Here is a 19,700-nt window from a genome sequence, read left to right on the forward strand (position 1 = left end):
CGCACCCCCGCCGTCAGTCGATCGAGCAGCCCGGCTCGTCCGACAGCGCCCGCTGGATCCGGGCGCGGTGCTCGTCCGACATCGGCGGCAGCGCGTCGGGCGCGAACCAGCCGACCTCGGTCGACTCGTCGTCCGCGACGTGGGCCTCCCCCGAGATCCAGCGGCAGCGCACCACGTGGTCGAGGTACTGCGAGCGGTCCCCGTTGGGGTACTGCATCGGCGGGAGGGTGTGCACCTGCACGAGGCGCTCGACCTCGATCTCGACGCCCGCCTCCTCCTGCGCCTCGCGGCGGGCGGTCCCGGCGACGGTCTCGCCCGGGTCGATGATCCCGGTGACGGCCGTCCAGGCGCCGGTGTCGGCGCGCCGGACGAGCAGGACCTCGAGCGCCGGCTCCTCCCGGAGGATCACCGCGGTCACGCCGGTGAGCCAGAGCAGCTCGGTCCCGATCCGCTCGCGCAGTCGCAGCACGAAGTCGGGAGTCGCCATCAGTGCTCTTCGGGTCGGAAGTCGAACGCGACGATGCCGGCCGTGTCGACGAACGGCCCGACGAACTCCTTGAACGCGTCGTGCGCCGGATCCCAGTGCGCGGGGTCCTCGACGGCCGGCCGGCCCAGGTAGTAGTGCAGGTCGCCCTCGGAGGAGAAGGTCAGCAGGAACGCGCGGTCGAAGCCCTCGCCCGCACCCTCGATGCTCAGCTGCGGCCCGGTCTCGATCGACTCGATGTAGGGCCGTCCGTCGCGGACGCACTCGTCGGCCAGGGCGAGGAAGCGGCGGGTGACCTCGTCCGCCTCGGCGACCAGCGCCGTCGGGCGGAAGCGGATCAGGACGAGGTGCCGGATCGTGCCCGGGCGGAAGTCGCGGGCGACGAAGCGCTCCGGACCGATCTCGTCGAGGACCGCGGTGGCGCGCTCCGGGCCGCTGCGCCAGCGCGAGCCGACCGTCTCGGCCGCATCCCTGATGTCCGTCATGCCGACGCCTTCCCGGCGCGGGCGGCACGCCGCCGCTCACGATACCCCTCGACCAGGTTGTAGACGACGGGCAGGACCACGAGGGTCAGCACCGTCGAGGACACCAGGCCGCCGATCACGACGATCGCCAGCGGCTGCGAGATGAAGCCGCCGTGGCCCGTGATCCCCAGCGCCATCGGCAGCAGCGCGAAGATCGTCGCGAGGGCGGTCATCAGGATGGGCCGGAGCCGCCGCTCGGTGCCGTGCAGCAGCGCCTCCCGCACCGGCATCCCGCGGTCGCGGTACTGGTTCACCAGGTCCACGAGCACGATCGCGTTCGTGACGACGATCCCGATCAGCATCAGCACGCCGATCAGGGACGGCACGCCCAGCGGCACGCCGGTGATCACCTGCAGGAGGATCGCGCCGGTCGCCGCGAACGGCACGGACACGAGCAGGAGCAGCGGCTGCAGGAGCGAGCGGAACGTCGCCACCATCACGACGTAGACGATCAGGATCGCGACCAGCAGCGCGATGCCCAGCTGCGAGAACGCGTCGGCCTGGTCGGCGGTCACTCCGCCGAGGGAGGCGTCGACACCGGCCGGAAGCGCCGTGGCGTCGATCGCGTTCTGCACGGCGACGTTGGCCGAGGCGAGGTCGTCGCCCTCCGGGGTGACGGTGATGGTCGCGGTGCGCTGGCCACGCTCGGTGGTGATGCTCGCCGGGCCGTCCGTCTGCTCGACCGCCGCGAGGGTGGAGAGCGCGACGGTGCCGGTCAGGGTCGGCACCTCGAGGTTCCGCAGCTCGTCCACGGTGGCCGGCGGCTGCCCGTCGGCCAGGTAGATCGAGAGGGTGCGGTCGTCGATCACGACGCTGCCGACCTGGCTGGGCTGGAGCGCCTGGCTGACGATCGTGCCCACGGCGACCTCGCTGAGACCCGCCCGGGCCGCGGCGTCGCGGTCGACCCGCACCGCGATGTAGGGCAGCGAGGAGGAGAGGTTGCTCTCGGCCTGGCTGATCCCGTCGGTCCCGCGCAGGGCCTCGAGGAGCTGGTCGCTCGCGCTCTGGAGGTCGCTCTGCGAGGCGGTCGAGAGGTCGACCTCGATGTCCGAGGAGGCGCCGAAGCCGGAGGAGGCGGCGACGCTGATGTCCTCGGCCGAGGCGACGCCCGACAGCGCGTCGCGGACGTCCGCCTGCACGGCCTCCTGGTCGGCCGACTCGTCGGTGGTGACGGAGTAGCGGATCGAGGTGCCGCCGCCTCCTCCCCCGCCGAACGCGCTCTGCAGGCCGCCGGAGGAGCCGACGGTGAGCTGGACGGTCTCGACGCCGCCGACGCCGAGGATCGCCGTGCTCGCCTGCTGCGCCGTCGCGTCCTGCGCGTCGAGGCTCTGGCCGACGGGGACCGTCTGGGTGACGGTGAAGGTGTCCTGCCCGCTGGAGCCGAGGAAGTTCGTCTTCATCAGCGGGTACAGCGCACCGGTCCCGACGAGCACGAGCAGCGCCAGGAGCACGGTGACGACCGAGTGCTTCAGCGTCCAGTGGATGATCGGGCCGTAGACCGACTGCAGCCCGCGCGCCCGCCGGGGAGCGGCGTGGGCGCCGTGGTGCGGGGCCTCCTCGACCGGCGCAGCGGTGTCGGCCGGGACGCCCGAGGCGGGTGCCCCTCCGGCCGCCGCGCGCTCCTCCGCGAGCGCCGCCTGCGCGGCCTGGCGCACCGCCGGCCGCTTCGAGGGGCGGAGGAACCAGTAGGCCAGCACCGGCACGATCGTCAGCGCCACCACGAGTGAGGCGAGCAGGGCGATCGACACGGTCAGCGCGAAGGGCCGGAACAGCTCGCCCGTGGTGCCGCCGACGAACGAGATCGGCAGGAACACCGCGACCGTGGTGATCGTGGAGGCGGTGATCGCGCCGGCGACCTCGCGGACGGCGACCGCGATGGTCCGGGCCCGGTCCTCGCCCGCGTCGAGGTGCCGCTTGATGTTCTCGATCACGACGATGGAGTCGTCGACCACACGCCCGATCGCGATGGTGAGCGCGCCGAGGGTCAGGATGTTGAGGGTGTAGCCGGCCGTCTGCAGGCCGATGAACGTGATCAGCACCGACGTCGGGATCGAGATGGCCGTGACCAGGGTCGAGCGCACCGACAGCAGGAACAGCAGGATCACCAGCACGGCGAAGACGAGGCCGAGCGCCCCCTCCTGCGCGAGCGACGCGATCGACTCCTGGATGTAGGGCGCCTGGTCGAAGACCGGGGTGAAGGCGGCGTTGTCGCCGATCGACTCCTCGAGGTCCGGGAGCAGCGCGGCCACGCCGGTCGACACGTCGACGGTGTTCGCCGCGGGGAGCTTGGTGATCGAGAGGGTCAGGGCGGGCTGGCCGTTGACGCGCGAGATCGAGGTGACGGGGGCGTCGGTGACGGCGACGGTCGCGACGGAGCCGAGGGTGGTGACCGTCGGCTCTGCGGTCACGGCCGCGCCTCCCGCCGCCGCTCCGACGTCGGAGCCGCCGACCGAAGCGCCGGAGCCCGCGGAGGCACCCGCGCCCGCTGACGCACCGGCGCCGCCCGCACCCGCGGAGGCACCTGCGGACGGCAGCAGCGGCAGCGCCGCGATCGCGTCGGTCGAGTCGAGCTTGACGCCGGACTGCACCGAGAAGGTCGAGCCGTCCTCGGTGATCTGTCCGCCCGCGACGAGCACGCCGTTCTGCTGCAGGGCCGAGCGGATGTCGCCGGTCGAGAGGCCGGCCGCGGCGAGCGCCGCGTCGTCCGGGGTGATCGTGACGCGCTGGGCGGTCTCGCCGACGAGCGCCGCCTCGCGCACGCCCTCGACCTTCTCCAGGTCCGGGATGACCGTGGTGCGCAGGCGCTCGGCCAGCGCGTCCGCGTCGCCGTCGCTCGACACGGCGAGCTGCAGCACCGGCAGGTCGTCGAGGGAGCCGGTGACCACCTGCGGGTCGACGCCGTCCGGGAGCGTGCTCTTGATCCGGTTGATCGCCTGAAGGATCTTCTGCTCGGCGGTGGCGAGGTCGGTGCCGTAGGTGAAGGACGCCGAGATGAGGGAGGAGTCCGTGGAGGACGTCGCGCTGGTCGTCTCGAGCCCCGGCACCCCCTGGATGGCGGTCTCGATCGGCGTCGAGACGTCGTCGTTGACCACCTCCGGAGCGGCGCCCGGATAGGACGTGACGACGGCGAGCTGCGGGAAGGAGATCGACGGCGCGAGCTCCTGCTTGAGCCCGGTCAGGGCGACTCCGCCGAAGACGGCGATGACGACGGTGACGAGCGCGATGAGCGCCCGGTTCTTCATGCTGAGGACCGCGAGGAGATGCACCCTCCGAGTCTTCCATCAGCCGACTGAGTGTTGGGAGGGACGCGGCGTTCCGGGGCGCGCGACGGGGCGACCGGCGCCACCGGCCGGCCCCGGACGCCCTCAGCCCAGCCGGACCTCCGCTGTCGACGACCCGACGGGGAGGCTCACCGCACCGCCCGCCCCGGCGCTCGAGAGCGCGAAGTCCCCGGCGAAGGCCCGGACGCCGACGCGCCCCTCGGCGTCCGTCCGGAGCGCCGTCGGCTCGAGCCACCAGTCCCCGCGGATCCGCGAGCGCAGCGCCTCGTAGGCCGGCTTCGGGCTCCCGTCGCGGCGGAGGAACCCGCCCGGCGCTCCGAGCCAGGCTCCGGCGTCGTCGAAGCCCCAGTAGGTGATCGCCTCGACCGCCGGATGCGCGACCAGCGTCTCGTAGTGCCGCACCATCTCGTCCGCCTGCCGCGCCTCCCCCTCCGGAGTGGTCGGCCAGTGCTCGACCACATGGTCGTTGAGGTCCTCGATCTCGGCGGGCATCAGCTCGCCCGAGACGAGGGTGGTCTCGGTCCAGTGCAGCGGCAGACCGAAGCGCGCGAACCTGTCGCAGATCGCCGTGATCTGCTCCTCCCCGCGGAACCCCTGGTGCATGTGCGACTGCAGGCCGATCGCATCGGGCCGGATCCCGGCCTCGAGCACGTCCTCGATCAGCCGCTCGTACTCGGGCCCGAGGTCGAAGTCGTTCAGCACGAGCACCGGTCCGGTGCCGAGGCTGCGCGCCTCCGAGAAGGCCAGCTCGACCATGCCGACGCGTCCCTTCTCGCGGGCGAGGCGGGTGACGGCGTTCGTCACGCCGTCCGGCTCGTTCGCGAAGCGCGGCATGATGACGACCTCGTTGATCGCGTCCCAGGTGTCGATCAGGCCGGCGAAGTCGCCCACCTCCCGGCGGATGCGCGCGCGGAGGAGCTGCTCGGCCTCGTCCAGCGGCAGGGCGTCGAGCCACTCCGGCTTCACGTAGTGCCAGACCAGCGGGTGCCCCTTGAGCCGGACGCCGTCCGCGGCGAGCGCGCGCGCCTCGGCGAGCACCTCCTCCGTCGCGGTGCGGCCGCGCTCCGGCTCGAAGCGGCCCCAGTAGACGGGGAGCGTCGCCGTGTCGAACAGGTCGAGCCAGAGCCGGCGCTCCTCGGCGCGCGCGGGGTCGGTGCTCGGAGGGGTGCAGCCGAAGCCGAAGGCGTGGCGGCGCTGCTCGACCGTCACGTCGGCGTGGGCGAGCGGAGCGCCGTCGGCACCGAGGACGGTGACGAGGGCGTCGGCGAGACGGGGGCTGAAGTCGGTCATGCGGGGCCTCTCAGGCGGGGTGGCGCTCGTCGAGCGCCGTGTACTCGGATCGGGTGAGCGGGAGGACCGCTCCGTGCTTGGTGTCCCCGGGCAGGTCGAACTCCTCCGCGAGCTCCCAGCGGCCCGAGGCCGGGTCGGTGCTCGTGTAGGCGCGGTAGCCGTAGGGGCGGAGGGCGTACTGGTCGACCCAGAGCGACCAGCGCTCCTCGCGGTGGTGCCGGAAGACCAGCGGCCCCTCGATGCTCGGGCCGAGCTCCTGCCCGATGCCCCGGGCGACGGTGGCGAAGTCGTCCGCGAGGAGGGAGGAGCCGACCTGCTGGAACACCTGCATCGTGTCGGGGGCGTCGTCGTGCTGCTTGGCGAAGCGGTGGACGGCCGTGCCCTCGATCAGCAGCGTCATGTCGATCACTCCGCCGGGAAGCCGCAGGTAGGTCTCGGGCTCGGTGAACGTGCGGAAGTCGCGCGTGCGGGAGAGCAGGATGCGGCTGTCGCCCGTCTCGCCGGTGGCGGGGTCGCCGTCCTCGGCCAGGCCGGAGGACCAGTGCACGAGGAAGTCGCCCGAGACCGGGTCGTAGACCGACTCCGGCGCCCAGGCCATGCCCGCGCCCTCGGGAGCGACGGCGACCGCGCGCGGCTCGGACCACTCGAGGAGGTCCGGGGAGTCCCAGACCACGAGGTCGCGGCTCCCCCGGTGCCGGTAGAGGTCCCAGTCCGGGCCCTCGGGCCGCCAGACGCGGAGATCGGTGGCGACGAGGTGGAAGCCCCGCGGCCCGCGGACGATGTGGGGGTCGCGGACGCCGCCCGTGCCGCCGGTCCACTCCAGCACCGGCCCGAGCGCGCGCCAGCGCAGCGGATCGTCGCCCCGGCTGAGCGAGAGGAAGATCTTCTCGCTGTGGCCGGTCCGGTCCTCCACGAAGTGGACCAGCAGGTAGCCGTACCCGTCGCTCATGAGAGAACGATCTCACACGCCCGGCGGGCACTCCACCTCAGACCACGTCGGCGAGGTACCCCGGGTCGGCCGCCGGGTGCCGGGCGACCTGCGCCCAGGCCGTCGCGAGCGCCTCCACGGCCCGATCGGTCGCCTCGGGCGAGTAGCCGATCGGGATGCGGAGGAAGCGCTCGAAGGCGCCGTCGATCCCGAAGCGCGGGCCCGCGGTGATCAGCAGGCCCGCCGTCCGGGCGGCGAGCGCCAGCTGCGAGCTCGCGGGCCGGCCCAGGCCCACCCAGGTGGAGAGACCGCCTGAGACCCGCGGCACGCTCCACTCCGGGATCGCGCGCGCCAGGGCCGCCTCGAGGTGGTCGCGGCCCGCGCGCAGCTGCGAGCGCCGCAGCTCCAGCACGCCGTCCATCCGGCCGAGCATGTCCGCGACCAGGAGCTGCTCCAGGATCGGCGTGCCGAGGTCGCTCGCCGAGCGCGCCAGCGCCAGCTTGCGGATCACCGCCCGCTCGGCGCGGATCCAGCCGATCCGGATGCCGCCCCACAGCGTCTTGCCGACGGAGCCGATCGAGAGCACCGTCCCCTCGGGCCCGTAGGCGGCGAACGGCAGCGGCGACATCCGCCGGTCGATGTCGAGCTCGGCCGTCGTCTCGTCGGCGATGATCAGGGTCCCCTGCCGGGCCGCGGCGGCGATCGCCCGCTCCCGCAGCTCGGGGGCCATGGAGCGGCCGGTCGGGTTGTGGAAGTCGGGCATCAGGTAGGCCAGGCTCGGGCTCGTGCCGCGCAGCGCGGCGATCAGGCCCTCTCCGTCCCAGCCGTCCGCCCCGTCGACGTTCACCGGCACGAGCCGCGCGCCGGCCAGCCGGAGGGCCTCGTAGGCGTGCGGGTAGGTCGGGGCCTCGATCAGCGCCCGGTCGCCCCGCGCGAGCATGGTGCGGGCGACGAGCGCGATCGCGTGCTGCGCGCCGATGGTCACCATGATCTGGCCGGGCTCGGTGCGCAGACCCCGCGCGGTGTAGCGCTCGGCGATCGCGCGGCGCAGCACCGGCAGGCCGACGGTGTCGTAGGAGCCGGAGTCGAAGTGCTCGGGGGCCGCCTGCGCCGCGCGGGTGTACGCCTCGGCCAGCTCGGGGACGGCGGGCAGGGCCGCCTTGGTGAAGTCGAGGAAGTCCGGCGCGAGCGAGGGCACCGCGTGCACGGCCGCTCCCGGCAGGCGGGTGACGCTGCCGGAGCCGCGCACGCTGACGAGGTAGCCGCTGTCGCGCAGCTCGCGGTACGCGGCGGCCACGGTCGTGCGGCTGACGCCGAGGCGGGCCGAGAGCTCGCGCTCGGCGGGCAGGCGGCTGCCCGCGGGGATGCGGCCGTCGATCCCGAGGAGGCGGATCCGATCGGCCAGCGCGAGGTAGGCGGGCCGGGTGCCGCGCTGCTCGCGCCAGTCGCCGAGGAGGGTCTGCAGGGCGCGCGCGCCGAAGTGGACATCAGCCATGCGTCCAAGGTAGCCGGATTGGACCGCGCGAAGAAGGCCAATGGCGCGCTGTGATGAGTCCATGACCCTCACCGCTCCCGTTGCCGCCGCCGCTCCCCCAGCGGGCCAGTGGCGCCTCCGACCCGTGCCGCGCCTGCTGGTGGGCCTGATCCTCTACGGATTCGCCGACGCGATGATGATCCGCGCGGCGATCGGCGTGGACCCGTGGACCGTCTTCGCCCAGGGGGTCGCGCACCAGACCGGGCTCGGGATCGGACTGCTCACGAACGTGATCGGCCTGCTCGTCCTGCTGCTGTGGATCCCCCTCCGACAGCGGCCCGGTCTCGGCACCGTGCTGAACGTGCTCGTGGTCGGCACGATGATCGATGTCGGGCTGCGCGTGCTGGCGACGCCGGAGGAGTGGTGGGCCCGCGGCCTGCTCTTCGCAGGCGGTCTCGTGCTGCTGGCGGTCGCGAGCGGGATCTACATCGGCGCCCACCTCGGTCCGGGGCCCCGCGACGGACTGATGCTGGGCCTGCACACCCGCACGGGCCTGCCGATCTGGGTGGCGCGCTCGGGCGTCGAGCTCACGGTGCTGCTCATCGGCTGGGCCCTCGGCGGCGACGCCGGCCTCGGCACCCTCCTCTTCGCGGTGCTGATCGGGCCGCTCTGCTCGGTGACCCTGCCTCTGCTCGGGGTGCGGAGGCACTGACCCGCGCACGACGGAGGCCCCTCCTCCCGGACCGGTTCCGGGAGGAGGGGCCTTCGCGATCGGATCGGCTAGCGCTTGGCCGCGATCTCCGCGCGCATCCGCGACGCCTCATCGGAGTCCTGGATCGAGGCGATCCCCTCGGTGATCGAGGTGCCCGACGCGGGGGCCTCGTGCTCGTCCGCTCCGAGCGTGGTCTCGTCGAAGGGCGAGCGCCCGCCGAGGACCTCGCGGACCTGCACCATGTCGATCTGCTTGGTCCAGGTGCCCACGAGAAGGGTGGCGACCGCGTTGCCGGTGAAGTTGGTGACCGCGCGGGCCTCGGACATGAAGCGGTCGATGCCGACGATCACGCCGACGCCGTTGACCAGGTCGGGACGGAAGGACTGGAGGCCGCCGGCCAGCGTGGCCAGGCCCGCTCCGGTGACGCCCGCGGCGCCCTTCGAGGCGATCATCATGAAGAGGAGGAGGCCGATCTGCTCCGGGATCGACATCGGCGCTCCGGTGGCCGAGGCGATGAACAGCGACGCCATCGTGAGGTAGATCGCCGTGCCGTCGAGGTTGAAGGAGTAGCCGGTGGGCACGGTGATGCCGACGACGGGCTTGGAGACGCCGAGGTGCTCCATCTTCGCGATCAGGCGGGGCAGCGCCGCCTCCGAGGAGGAGGTGCCGACGATGAGCAGGTACTCGCGGGCCAGGTACTTCATCAGCGAGAAGATGCTGACGCCGGTCACCAGGCGCAGCAGCAGGCCGAGGACGACGACCACGAAGATCGCGCAGGTGATGTAGAAGCCGATCATCAGGGTGGCGAGAGCGACGACCGCTCCCCAGCCGGTCTTGCCGACGACCGCGGCGATGGCGCCGAACGCGCCGATCGGCGCGACCCAGAGCACCATCGAGAGGATGCGGAAGACCAGGACCTGGAGCTGCTTGATCGCTCCGAGGATCGGCTGGCCCTTGGCGCCCATCTTCTGCAGCGCGAAGCCGACGAGCAGCGCGACGAAGAGGGTCTGCAGGATGCTGCCGTCCACGAGCGAGGAGAACAGCGAGACGGGGATGATCCCGAGGACGAAGTCGCTGGTGCTCTCGGCCTTGAGGTCGCTGGTGTCGTAGGTGGCGCTCGAGATGTCGAGGCCCTCGCCCGGGTGCAGGATGTTGCCGACGACGAGGCCGATCGCCAGGGCGAAGGTCGACATGACGATGAAGTAGCCCAGCGCGAGTCCGCCGACCTTGCCGACCGTGGCGGCCTTCGCGATGGAGCCGATGCCGATGACGATGGTGCAGAAGATGATCGGCGCGATCATCATCTTGATCAGTCCGACGAAGGCCTTGCCGACGGGCTCGAGCGTCGCCGCGAAGGCGGGAGCGACGAGTCCGACCACGACGCCGGCGACCACGGCGATGATGACGGCGATGTAGAGCCAGTGGTTCCGGTCGATGCGCCGCCGGGTCTTCGGAGGGGTGACCGCGGGGATCAGCCGGTCGGACGGCGTCTGAGGCGTCTTCGCCATGGGGGTGTCCTTCTCTTCGTCGAGGTGAGGGGGTAGGACGATGGTGGCCCCGCCTCCGGAGCCCGGCACGGTTGCGTTCATACTGTTCACGGCGGGGCGCCCCGAGCGCTCGCTCACGAGGGAGTGGCATGGTCAGGACGCCGAGCGCACGCGGACCGCGCGGCAGCATCGCCGCGCGGCTGTTCGCCGTGCAGCTGCTGAGCATCCTGCTGATCGCCGCGGCGGCCGTCGCGGTGCTGGCCCTCGACGCGCGGAGCCGAGCCGGCGACGAGGCCGCCCAGCGGAGCCTCGTCGTGGCGCGGACGGTGGCCGACAATCCGTTCGTCCTCGAGTCGACGGCCGGCGCGGATCCCTCCGCGAGCCTGCAGCCGTACGCCGAGGAGGTCATGCGGGACACCGGCGTCGACTTCCTCACGATCATGGCCCCCGACCGCACCCGGTACACCCACCGCGACCGCGACCGGATCGGCCTGCCGTTCCAGGGCACGATCGAGCCCGCGCTGGAGGGGCGGACCTTCACCGAGACGTACACCGGCACGCTCGGGCCCTCCGTCCGCGCCGTCGCGCCGATCGAGGACGCCGACGGCGCGGTCGTCGCGCTCGTGTCGGCGGGCGTCACGCTCTCGGCCGTGGACGCCTCCTTCGCCGCCCGCGTGCAGGTCGTCGCGTGGGGCGCGCTCGGGGCGGTCGCGCTCGGCGCGCTCGGCTCGTGGCTCCTCGCACGCTACCTGCGCCGGGTCACGGGCGGGCGGGGCCCGGAGCAGATGAGCCAGGTCTTCGCCTACTACGAGTCCGTCCTGCACTCGGTGCGGGAGGGGCTGCTGCTGGTCGACGACCGCGGCCGACTGGTGCTCGCCAACGACCACGCGCTGGAGCTGCTCGGGCTCGAGGGCGTGCGGACGCCGGTGCCGGTCGCCGAGCTCGACCTCCCCGTCGCCCTGCGCGAGCTGCTGCAGGACGACGAGCCCGTCTCGGACCGCCTGGTCGTGGCCCGGGAGCGGATCCTCGTGGTGAACGAGCGGCCCGCCGCCTCCCCCGGCGCCCGCCCCCTGGGCACGGTCGTCACGCTCCGCGACCGCACCGAGCTGCAGCGGGTGAGCGGCGAGCTGGAGTCGCTGCGCACCCTCTCGGACGCGCTGCGCTCGCAGACCCACGAGTTCTCGAACCGCCTGCACACCATCGCGTCGCTGATCGAGCTCGGCCGGCCCGACGAGGCGCTCGCGTTCGCCGCCGGCGAGCTGAACCTCAGCCAGCGTCTGGCCGACCGGGTCCTCGGCTCCGTGCAGGAGCCGGTGATCGCCGCCCTGCTGCTGGGCAAGGCCGCGCAGGCCCGCGAGCGCGGCGTCGAGCTGCACTTCGAGACGCACCTCGAGCCCGGCACGCAGGGGCTGGAGCCCGGGGACCTCGTGACGGTGCTCGGCAATCTGATCGACAACGCCCTCGACGCGGCCGCCGCCTCCGCTCCGGACCGCGAGCCGTGGGTGGAGGTCTACCTCGGCCTCGCGGAGGGCGAGCTGGTGGTGCAGGTGTCGGACAGCGGCCCCGGAGTCGCGAGCGCCGCCGACGTCTTCGCGCGCGGCTACTCGACGAAGGAGTCGGACGGCTTCGGCCGCGGCATCGGCCTGGCGCTGGTGCAGCAGGTGGTGGAGCGCCTCGGCGGCTCGATCGAGGTCTCGCGCCACGTCGGCGCGGTGTTCACGGTGCAGCTGCCGCTGCCCGCGCGGGTGGCGTCGTGATCCGGGTGCTCGTCGTCGAGGACGAGCCGCTGACCGCGAGCGCCCACGCCGACTACGTTCGACGGGTCGACGGCTTCGAGGTGGCCGCGGTCGCCGGCAGCGGGGCGGAGGCGATCCGGGCCCTGCGCGCGGACCCGGGCATCGCGCTGATCCTGCTCGACATGAACCTGCCGGACATGGGCGGCCTCGACCTCTGCCGGGCCGTCCGGGCGGCGGGCCTGGACGTCGACGTCATCGCGATCACCGCCGTCCGCGACGCCGCGAACGTGCGCGCCTCCGTCGCCGCCGGCATCGTGCAGTACCTGATCAAGCCGTTCGTCTTCAGCGCGTTCGCCGCCAAGCTCGCCAGCTACCGGTCGTACCGCGAGCGGATGCACGGCGCCGACGTCGCCAGCCAGCACGAGGTGGACGGGGCCTTCGCGGCGCTCCGCACCTCCAACGCCCCGGGTCTGGCCAAGGGGCTCTCGGCGCAGACCCTCGAGGCCGTCACCGCGCTGCTGGGCCCCGTCGGCCTCTCGGCGGCCGAGCTCGCCACCCGCCTCGACATCTCGCGGGTGACGGCCCGCCGCTACCTCGAGCACCTCGCCGACTCCGGAGTCGCGGACCGCGCGCCCCGCTACGGCTCCCCCGGCCGCCCGGAGCTGGAGTACCGCCGCCGCTGAGCGCGCGTCAGGCGGCCCGCAGCGCGTCGGCGATCTCCTCCTCGATCAGGTCGTGGTTGATCGCCGCGCCCACGCGCAGCCCGTCGGCGGACGAGGCGACGACCTGCGCCATCGGCTCGACCAGCGAGCCCGCGGCGAAGACCCCGGCGACGCCGGCCCGGCCCATCGGATCGACGGCGAGGTGCCGCGCGACTCCCGACGGGTGGTCGGCGAGCTCGAGGCCGAGCCCCTCGGGGAGCCGCCCCTCGACCCGCGGGCCGACGACGAGCGCGTCGAGCTCGTGCCGCCGACCGTCGATCACCACGCCGACCAGGCGGTCGTCCTCGACGAGGACCTTCTCGACGCGGCCCGGCACGAGAGCGATCCCGCGGGCGGCCAGCGCCGCCGCCTCGTCGCCGGCGGGCGCGGGTGCGCCGTGGAGCAGGATCGACGTCCGGTCGCTGAGCTGCCGGAACATCTGCGCCTGGTGCCCGGCGAACGAGCTGCCGAGCACGCCGATCCGCCGGCCGCGCACCTCGAAGCCGTGGCAGTAGGGGCAGTGCAGGACGTCCCGTCCCCAGCGGGCGCCGAGCCCGGGGATCTCCGGCAGCAGGTCGCGGACGCCGGTCGCGAGCAGGAGGCGGCGCGCGCGGAGGACCGTGCCGTCGGCGAGGGTCGCGGTCACGCCCTCGGCACCCGCGGAGGCGCGGACCGCCTCGCCCTCGATCACCCGGGCCCCGTAGCCCTCGGCCTCGGCGCGCGCCAGGCGCACCAGCTCCGTGGGCGGGACGCCGTCGCGGGTCAGCACGTTGTGGGCACCGGGCGAGGGTGCGTTGCGCGGAGGTCCGCCGTCGACGACGAGGACGTCGCGGAGACTGCGGCCGAGGGCAGTGGCGGCGGCGAGGCCGGCGAAGGAGGCGCCGAGGATCAGGACGTCGGCGGGGGCGGGGGCGGACGGGCCGGTGGGGGCGTCGGTGGAGGTCATGGGTCGATGCTCCGCCGCCCCGGGGCGGGCCGCGAGGATCCGTGCCGTTCCGGCATGCGGCGCGACCGCACGTGCCAGGATGGCGTCGTGCCCGAGACCCCGCCCGCCCCGTCCGACGACGAGATCGTCGCCGCCGTCGGGCCACGGCTCCGGCGCCTGCGCACCCGCCGCGACCGCACGCTCGCGTCCCTCGCGGCCGAGACCGGCATCTCGGCGAGCACCCTCTCGCGCCTCGAGAGCGGAGGCCGTCGCGCGACGCTGGAGCTGCTCCTCCCGATCGCCCGCGCCCTCGGGGCGCCGCTCGACGAGCTCGTCGGCGCCGCGCCGGAGGATCCCCGCGTGCACGGCCGGCCGGTGCGCCGGAACGGCATGCTCATCCAGCCGCTCAGCCGCGACGCGGGCGCGCTCCAGGCGTTCAAGCACACGCTCCCGGCCGGGCCGGTGACGGAGCCGGCGGAGCAGCGCGCGCACGAGGGCTTCGAGTGGCTCTACGTGCTGAGCGGGCGGCTCCGCCTGCGGCTCGGCGAGCACGATCTGGTGCTGCCGGCCGGCGAGGCCGCCGAGTTCGACACCCGGGTGCCGCACTGGTTCGGCCGCGCCGACGAGCAGCAGGTCGAGTTCCTCAGCCTCTTCGGCCGCCAGGGCGAGCGGATGCACGTGCGCGCGTCCACGCGCCGCTGAGCGCGGTCACGCCTCGCCGAGCACCTCGCGCGCGAAGCCCTCGGTGCGCGCCCGCAGAGTCGCGATCCGCTGCGCCCGCGCCGCCTCGAGGTCGAACCCGATGTAGGCCACCGACGGGCGCCGCCGCACATTCACCGAGCACTCGAAGCGGGAGCAGACGAGCGTGCCGAGCGAGTCCCCCGCCCGCCCGGCCGCTCCGGCCTTCCGCGCCCCGAAGAAGACGACGTCGTTCGGGAGCTGCACGTCGCGGCACCACGAGCACTGCGCCCGCGAGCGCGGCAGGGCGTCGGCCTGGGTGAGCAGGACCCCGACGAGGCGCTCCTCCAGCGGCACGACGACGTAGGCGCGGCGGCCCATCCTCCGGTCGCGCCACCCGAGATGGTCGATGACCGACCAGTCCAGCGCGTCGAAGTCCTTCGGCAGCGCGAGATCGGCGACCTCCTTGCGGGAGGCGTTGACGAAGGACTCGCGGATCTCGGTCTCGGTCAGTGGCTGCATAGCGCTTCCGAGCCTAGGCCGGGATCAGCCCAGGTGGGCGACGGCCTCCTTCGGAGCATGGGCGAGGAACTCCTCCTTCTTCACCCGGATCATCGCGACGGCGACGACGGAGGCGACGACCAGCCCGATCGCGGCCGCGACGAAGACCGCGGAGTAGCCGTCGACGAAGGCAACCGGCGACTGCTGCTCACCCGCGACTCCCGCGTAGAGGGTCGTGAAGATCGACAGCCCGATCGAGCCGCCGATCTGCATGGCGGCGTTCGCGGTCGCTCCGGCGGCACCGGCGTCGTGGGCCGCGACTCCGGTGAGCGCGAGGTTCTGCAGCGGCACGAAGACCATCGCCATGCCGACGCCCAGGAGGATCAGCGCGGGCAGCACCTCGAGGAGGTAGCCGCCGTCGGGGGTGATGCGGCTCAGGTAGAGGAGCCCGGCCGCCGCGATCAGCGGGCCGACGATCATCAGCACGCGCGGGCCGGTGCGCGGCAGCAGCTTGGCGGCGACTCCAGCGACGATCATGATCGTCACCGTCATCGGCAGATTGGCCAGGCCCGCCTCGAGCGGCGGCAGGCCCAGGACCAGCTGCAGGTGCAGGGTCAGGTAGAGGGTGGAGCCGATCATCACGCTGCCGACGATCGCCTGGACCAGGAAGGCTCCGCCGCGGACGCGGTCGGCGACGATGCGCAGCGGCAGCGACGGGTGGTCGGAGCGGGCCTGGATCCGCACGAAGAGGGCCAGCAGCAGCACGCCGACGAGGAGGAAGCCGAGGGTGTCGACGCGGAGCCAGCCCTGCTCGGCGAGGGTGAAGCCGTAGACGACGCTCGCGAGCCCGAGCGCGACGGTGATCGTCCCGGCGACGTCGAAGCGGTTGCGCCCCTCCGCGCGGCTCTCGGTGACGAGCAGCTGGCCGGCGATCGCGCCGACCACGACGACGGGGACGTTGACGAGGAGGCACCAGCGCCAGTCGGCGAACTCGGTGAGCAGCCCGCCCAGCACGAGGCCGACGGCGGCGCCCGCTCCGGCGACCGCTCCGAAGACGGCGAAGGCCGTGCCCCGCTCGCGGCCGGAGGGGAAGGAGACGGTGAGGAGGGCCAGAGCGGCCGGAGCGAGCAGCGCGGCGAAGGCGCCCTGCAGCCCGCGGGCGGCGATCAGCTCGGTGCCGGAGGTGGCGAGGCCGCCCCAGGCGGAGGCGGCGCCGAAGCCGATCATCCCGATCAGGTAGGTGCGCTTGCGGCCGGTGTAGTCGGCGATGCGGCCGCCCAGGAGCAGGAGCGCGCCGAACGCGAGGGCGTAGGCGGTGACGACCCACTGGCGCTCGACGTCGGTGAGGCCGAGGTCGGCCTGCGCGGCGGGGAGGGCGATCGTGACGATGGTGCCGTCGAGCACGACGACGAGCTGCGTGAGCGCGAGGATCACGAGCACCCACCAGCGGCGGGCGGAGGAGGGAGCGGACGGGGAGGGCATGGCGGCCTTTCACACGGAGCGGAGCGGGACCGGCGGGTCCGGATCCGAGCCGCGTCATCGGGGCCGAACCACCCCAACCAGTTGGTTGGGCGAAGAAGAGTGTATCGTTCGAGCGCCCGGAGGTGAACCATGGAGCCGACATCCGATGCGGCGCTGCCCGCGCGCGAGCGGATCCTCCGCGCGGCCTCCGTCGAGTTCGCCGCCCACGGCTTCGCGGGCGCCCGGGTCGACCGTGTGGCCACGGCGGCGGGTCTGAACAAGGAGCGGCTCTACGCCTACTACGGCGGCAAGCGCGGCCTGTTCGTCGCGACCGTCGTCGAGGCGCTCGGCGCTCTCGACGAGACGCTCCTCGCCGAGGCGGCGGACCTCCCCGACCTCGCGGGCCGCATGTTCGACCATGTGTGGGAGCACCCGGAGTTCCTGCGCCTGCTCACGTGGGCGCGCCTGGAGGGAGCCGGCGTCTGGGAGGAGGCCGGCGAGCAGCTCGGCGGGGTCCCCGCCCCCGAGGCCCGGGTCCTCGAGTGGCAGCGCACCGGCGTCGTCGACGCGAGCTGGTCCGCCGACGACCTCTTCATCGCCCTCCTCGGCCTCTGCGAGATCTGGCACCTCACCCCCTTCGCCTCCCGGGGCGGGGAGGAGACGCGCGACCGCCGCCGCGCCTTCGTCGTGCACGTCGCGCAGCTGGTGGGCGCACCGCGCTGAGGCCGACCCCTCCCCCGGCAACGGAAGCGACGTCGGCATCTCCGATCCGGACGCGGTGGACGGGGCGCCTCATCCCTCCGAGCCGGAACCCGACGGATCGGAGGAGACTGGGAGGTCCCGCGGATCCGGCTTCGGGACGACCCCTTCATCGCCCGGAAGGACCGCGCCCGCCGCGCGCTGAGCCTCGTCCTCGAGGAGGAGTGATTCGAAATCGCCGGGCGCGCACGGCATCTCCGCCCCGATCATGTACATCTCCTCGACAGCGCCGGTGACGAAGCTCGCCCGCAGCACCGGTCCGCCCTGCCCGTAGACCGTCGGGCGCGGAGTCGAATCGGTCACTCTCACCGTCATCCCCAGAGACTCCCAGTAGTCCGCGACCTTCCGCGCATCCCCCTCGACATCGGTGCCCGCCGGGGCCCACCAGGCGTAGCTGTAGCTCGCACCGCTCACCCGGTCGCCGGGGCCGCACACATCGGGCCTGGCCGCGCCGCTCCGCGGCCACCACCCCTCCACATCGAGCCGCCCCGCGGAGTCCCGCACGAACTCCACCACCCGATCCCGACCCTCCCGAGGACTCATCGTGCTCACCGGTCTCGCCTCCTTCTCCGTTGCACAAGCGGTCATCGACATCACGAGCAGAGCGGCGACGGTCAGCGCGGGGCCCGTCCGCTGAGGAGAGCCTCTACCCGCCATGGGAGGCTCCCACGACCGCCTTCTGGAAGGCGGTCGGTCCGAGCGGCCGGTTCTCGGTCAGCAGGTCGAGTCGCCGGGAGACGGCCCACGCCGCGTTCTGCAGGGACTCGGTGTTCGTGTCGAGATACCCCGCGAGATCGCCGTCGTCGCTCTTCAGCGCAGCGTGATCCGTCACGATCCTCCCGGCGTCGCCTCCGGTCTCCACACCGAAGACGCGCGCGCCGAAGTCCTCGTCAGCGGGATCCGTGTGGTGGTTCCAGCTGAAGGCGCGGCCCATCCACGCGGCCTCGTCGCCGCTCTCGGTCTCGCCGAGGTACTTGTCCCGCGCCTGCCCCGCGAAGACGGATTCCGCGTGCAGGTCGCTCGCCTCGTCGACGCTGTCCGGGAGGCCGGCCGAGCCCAGCGTCACGACGACCCCGAGCTCGACGTCCGAGCGCGAGGCGGCGACGGCCATGACGGTGCTGCCGTAGGAGTGGGCGACGACGTTCGGCTTCGGCAGGTCGTCGCCCCGAACCGCGGAGAGCCCCTGAACAGCCGAGGCGAGTGCGGCGCCGCCGGCGACCGCCTGGTTCGAGGTGAGGACGTCCATGCCGTTCCCGCCGAGCCGCGCCATCGGCGGGGTCTCGTAGCCGATCCAGGAGACGACGGCGCTGCCGGGCGGGAGGAGCGACTGCAGATTCTGCGACGCCTTCGTCCATCGGGTCATGCTCTCCGTCGTCTGTCCCATCCCGGGGACGGCGTAGGTGACGTTCGTGGCGGTGTCGGGATCGCCGATCGAGACGGCGGCGAGCGGAGGCTCGTCGGCGGTCAGGGAGAGGAGGAAGCGCGGGTCCTGACCGAGACCGCGCCGCAGCGATGCCCGGACGTCCCTCAGCGCCACCAGCTGCGACTCCACCGCCGCGAGTCGCTCCCCGTCGCCCGCCTTCCCGCGCAGGCCCGCCGCCTCGCTCCTCAGCGCCGCGATCCGCGCCCTCAGCGCGCTCTCGTTCGCCCTCACCCGGGCGCGGTAGGGAACACCCTCCAGATTCCCGATCACCCCGGGCAGACCGGCGACCAGCGCCTCCTGCTGCGGCGAGAAGCGCGCGCCGTCCGTGGAGTCGAGGCTCCGCCACCAGTCGTTCACGAGGGTCGGAGCCAGTCGCCCGAGGCGGGCCGCGAGATCGGGCGACGCGGCGAGGAGTGTCGCGAGATCGTCGGACGAGAGCGCCGCGAGGGAGTCGAGCAGGCTCCGGCCACCCCGGGGCCGCGCCAGGGTGCCGACGGCGTCGAGGACGGGAACGGAGAGCGCCGCTCCCCCGGCGGCGGTGAAGGCCAGGGAGATCTGCTCGACCCAGGTCGCGTCGGCCGCACCGATCGACAGCAGCTCGCGGAAGCCCTGGAGCACCGAGAAGGACTCGACCGGCGCCCACGAGCAGCGGTTGCCGAAGGCTCCCCAGGCGGCCATCAGATCCTGGAGCCGGGAGCGCATCGCCTCGTCCGCCTGCCGGGTCTGCGAGACGAAGACATCGAGGCGCTCGGGGTCGGCGGAGGTCGTGCCTCCCGCGGCGGGGCCGCCCGGGGACGTGCGGGGCACCGACCGGGGGGAGAACAGCGCACGGATCGGCGGAGGCACGACCGGCCGATCGGACGGCGGCCGGTCGACGACCTCGTCGACGCCCGCCGCGAGGGCCGCGACCGGATCGAGGCGGCGCTGCTGCTCGCGCTCGTCCGCCCGCCGCTCCCAGGCCGCGTACTCCTCCCGGCGCCGACGCTCCTCCTCGGCCTTCCGCACCACGAGCCGCACCGTGTCGGCGAGCTCGCGCAGCTCGGCGCTCAGCCGACCGCGGTTCTCCCTGTCGCAGAGGCGGACCCGGCGGAACAGCTCGGCGTACGCGCCGCGGAACTCGCCCAGCGCGTACTCGGCAGCGACGGACCTCAGCAGCTCCTGGGAGGCGAGCGCCTCCGCCGCCTCGTCCGAGGCGCGGACCAGCTCCGCCGCTGCTGCATGGTCGAAAGAGAACAGGGTCATCGCCTCCTGAGTGAGAACATCTCAGGAAATGTAGAACGACCACGGCGGCGTCGGCACCGGGTGGCGCGAGACGGCGCGCGGTCAGCGCGCCCGC

17 protein-coding genes are annotated in these 19,700 nt (G+C 73.5%); 5 read left to right on the top strand and 12 right to left on the bottom strand.

Going from position 1 to position 19,700, the window contains the following annotated elements; translation table 11 throughout:
• Positions 1 to 13: 13 nt before the first annotated feature.
• From C5C53_RS06740 to C5C53_RS06765, 6 genes are all read right to left on the bottom strand, one after another.
• Positions 14 to 487: an NUDIX domain-containing protein gene (locus C5C53_RS06740; RefSeq protein ID WP_104246894.1), complete on the bottom strand. Its 474-nt coding sequence runs from the start codon at positions 485 to 487 to the stop codon at positions 14 to 16.
• Positions 487 to 969 carry a Dabb family protein gene (locus C5C53_RS06745; RefSeq protein WP_104267150.1) on the bottom strand — a complete coding sequence of 161 codons (483 nt, stop codon included), beginning with the start codon at positions 967 to 969 and terminating at the stop codon, positions 487 to 489. The genes C5C53_RS06740 and C5C53_RS06745 overlap by 1 nt, the downstream gene beginning before the upstream one ends.
• Complete coding sequence (locus C5C53_RS06750) at positions 966 to 4,274, bottom strand: efflux RND transporter permease subunit (protein ID WP_104267151.1); 3,309 nt, start codon at positions 4,272 to 4,274, stop codon at positions 966 to 968. The genes C5C53_RS06745 and C5C53_RS06750 overlap by 4 nt, the downstream gene beginning before the upstream one ends.
• A gap of 99 nt (positions 4,275 to 4,373) precedes the next feature.
• A complete protein-coding gene (locus C5C53_RS06755; RefSeq protein ID WP_104267152.1) occupies positions 4,374 to 5,579 on the bottom strand; it encodes an endo-1,4-beta-xylanase in 1,206 nt (401 codons plus the stop codon).
• A gap of 10 nt (positions 5,580 to 5,589) precedes the next feature.
• Complete coding sequence (locus tag C5C53_RS06760) at positions 5,590 to 6,528, bottom strand: glycoside hydrolase family 43 protein (protein ID WP_104267153.1); 939 nt, start codon at positions 6,526 to 6,528, stop codon at positions 5,590 to 5,592.
• Positions 6,529 to 6,565: 37 nt separating this feature from the next.
• Positions 6,566 to 8,002, bottom strand: coding sequence for a PLP-dependent aminotransferase family protein (locus C5C53_RS06765; RefSeq protein WP_104267154.1), 1,437 nt, complete (start codon positions 8,000 to 8,002; stop codon positions 6,566 to 6,568).
• A gap of 61 nt (positions 8,003 to 8,063) precedes the next feature.
• Between C5C53_RS06765 and C5C53_RS06770 the strand changes: the two genes are divergently transcribed.
• Positions 8,064 to 8,693 (top strand): YitT family protein, encoded by a 630-nt coding sequence (locus C5C53_RS06770; protein ID WP_374953113.1) that lies wholly within the window; start codon positions 8,064 to 8,066, stop codon positions 8,691 to 8,693.
• A gap of 68 nt (positions 8,694 to 8,761) precedes the next feature.
• On the opposite strand, the gene C5C53_RS06775 is transcribed toward C5C53_RS06770, so the two are convergent.
• Positions 8,762 to 10,201: a cation:dicarboxylate symporter family transporter gene (locus tag C5C53_RS06775; protein WP_104223811.1), complete on the bottom strand. Its 1,440-nt coding sequence runs from the start codon at positions 10,199 to 10,201 to the stop codon at positions 8,762 to 8,764.
• Between the two features lie 128 nt (positions 10,202 to 10,329).
• On the opposite strand from C5C53_RS06775, the gene C5C53_RS06780 reads away from it, so the two are divergent.
• Both C5C53_RS06780 and C5C53_RS06785 read left to right on the top strand, forming a co-directional pair.
• The gene (locus C5C53_RS06780; protein ID WP_104267155.1) at positions 10,330 to 11,937 is read left to right on the top strand and encodes a sensor histidine kinase; all 1,608 of its coding nucleotides are present in this window, start codon (positions 10,330 to 10,332) and stop codon (positions 11,935 to 11,937) included.
• Entirely contained in the window at positions 11,934 to 12,599 is a 666-nt protein-coding gene (locus C5C53_RS06785; protein ID WP_104223809.1) for a response regulator, read from the top strand. Before C5C53_RS06780 ends, C5C53_RS06785 begins: the two co-directional genes overlap by 4 nt.
• 7 nt (positions 12,600 to 12,606) lie before the next feature.
• Here the strand turns inward: C5C53_RS06785 and C5C53_RS06790 are convergent, their stop codons facing one another.
• Complete coding sequence (locus C5C53_RS06790; protein WP_104267156.1) at positions 12,607 to 13,563, bottom strand: NAD(P)/FAD-dependent oxidoreductase; 957 nt, start codon at positions 13,561 to 13,563, stop codon at positions 12,607 to 12,609.
• A gap of 87 nt (positions 13,564 to 13,650) precedes the next feature.
• Here C5C53_RS06790 and C5C53_RS06795 point away from each other — a divergent pair, with 87 nt between their 5' ends.
• Positions 13,651 to 14,244, top strand: a complete 594-nt coding sequence (locus C5C53_RS06795) for a helix-turn-helix domain-containing protein (protein ID WP_104283164.1) — start codon at positions 13,651 to 13,653, stop codon at positions 14,242 to 14,244.
• 6 nt (positions 14,245 to 14,250) lie between these two features.
• Here the strand turns inward: C5C53_RS06795 and C5C53_RS06800 are convergent, their stop codons facing one another.
• A complete protein-coding gene (locus tag C5C53_RS06800) occupies positions 14,251 to 14,742 on the bottom strand; it encodes an FBP domain-containing protein (RefSeq protein ID WP_104222848.1) in 492 nt (163 codons plus the stop codon).
• Positions 14,743 to 14,766: 24 nt separating this feature from the next.
• Entirely contained in the window at positions 14,767 to 16,203 is a 1,437-nt protein-coding gene (locus tag C5C53_RS06805) for an MFS transporter (protein WP_104267157.1), read from the bottom strand.
• Positions 16,204 to 16,332: 129 nt separating this feature from the next.
• On the opposite strand from C5C53_RS06805, the gene C5C53_RS06810 reads away from it, so the two are divergent.
• A complete protein-coding gene (locus C5C53_RS06810; protein ID WP_104267158.1) occupies positions 16,333 to 16,905 on the top strand; it encodes a TetR family transcriptional regulator in 573 nt (190 codons plus the stop codon).
• A 69-nt stretch (positions 16,906 to 16,974) separates the two neighbouring features.
• Here the strand turns inward: C5C53_RS06810 and C5C53_RS06815 are convergent, their stop codons facing one another.
• Together C5C53_RS06815 and C5C53_RS06820 are read right to left on the bottom strand one after the other, a co-directional pair.
• Complete coding sequence (locus tag C5C53_RS06815; RefSeq protein ID WP_146078788.1) at positions 16,975 to 17,457, bottom strand: hypothetical protein; 483 nt, start codon at positions 17,455 to 17,457, stop codon at positions 16,975 to 16,977.
• A 130-nt stretch (positions 17,458 to 17,587) separates the two neighbouring features.
• Complete coding sequence (locus tag C5C53_RS06820; protein ID WP_104267160.1) at positions 17,588 to 19,606, bottom strand: alpha/beta hydrolase; 2,019 nt, start codon at positions 19,604 to 19,606, stop codon at positions 17,588 to 17,590.
• Positions 19,607 to 19,700 lie beyond the last annotated feature (94 nt).

This window comes from Rathayibacter sp. AY1E3 (assembly GCF_002932235.1).
Taxonomy (GTDB): domain Bacteria; phylum Actinomycetota; class Actinomycetes; order Actinomycetales; family Microbacteriaceae; genus Rathayibacter.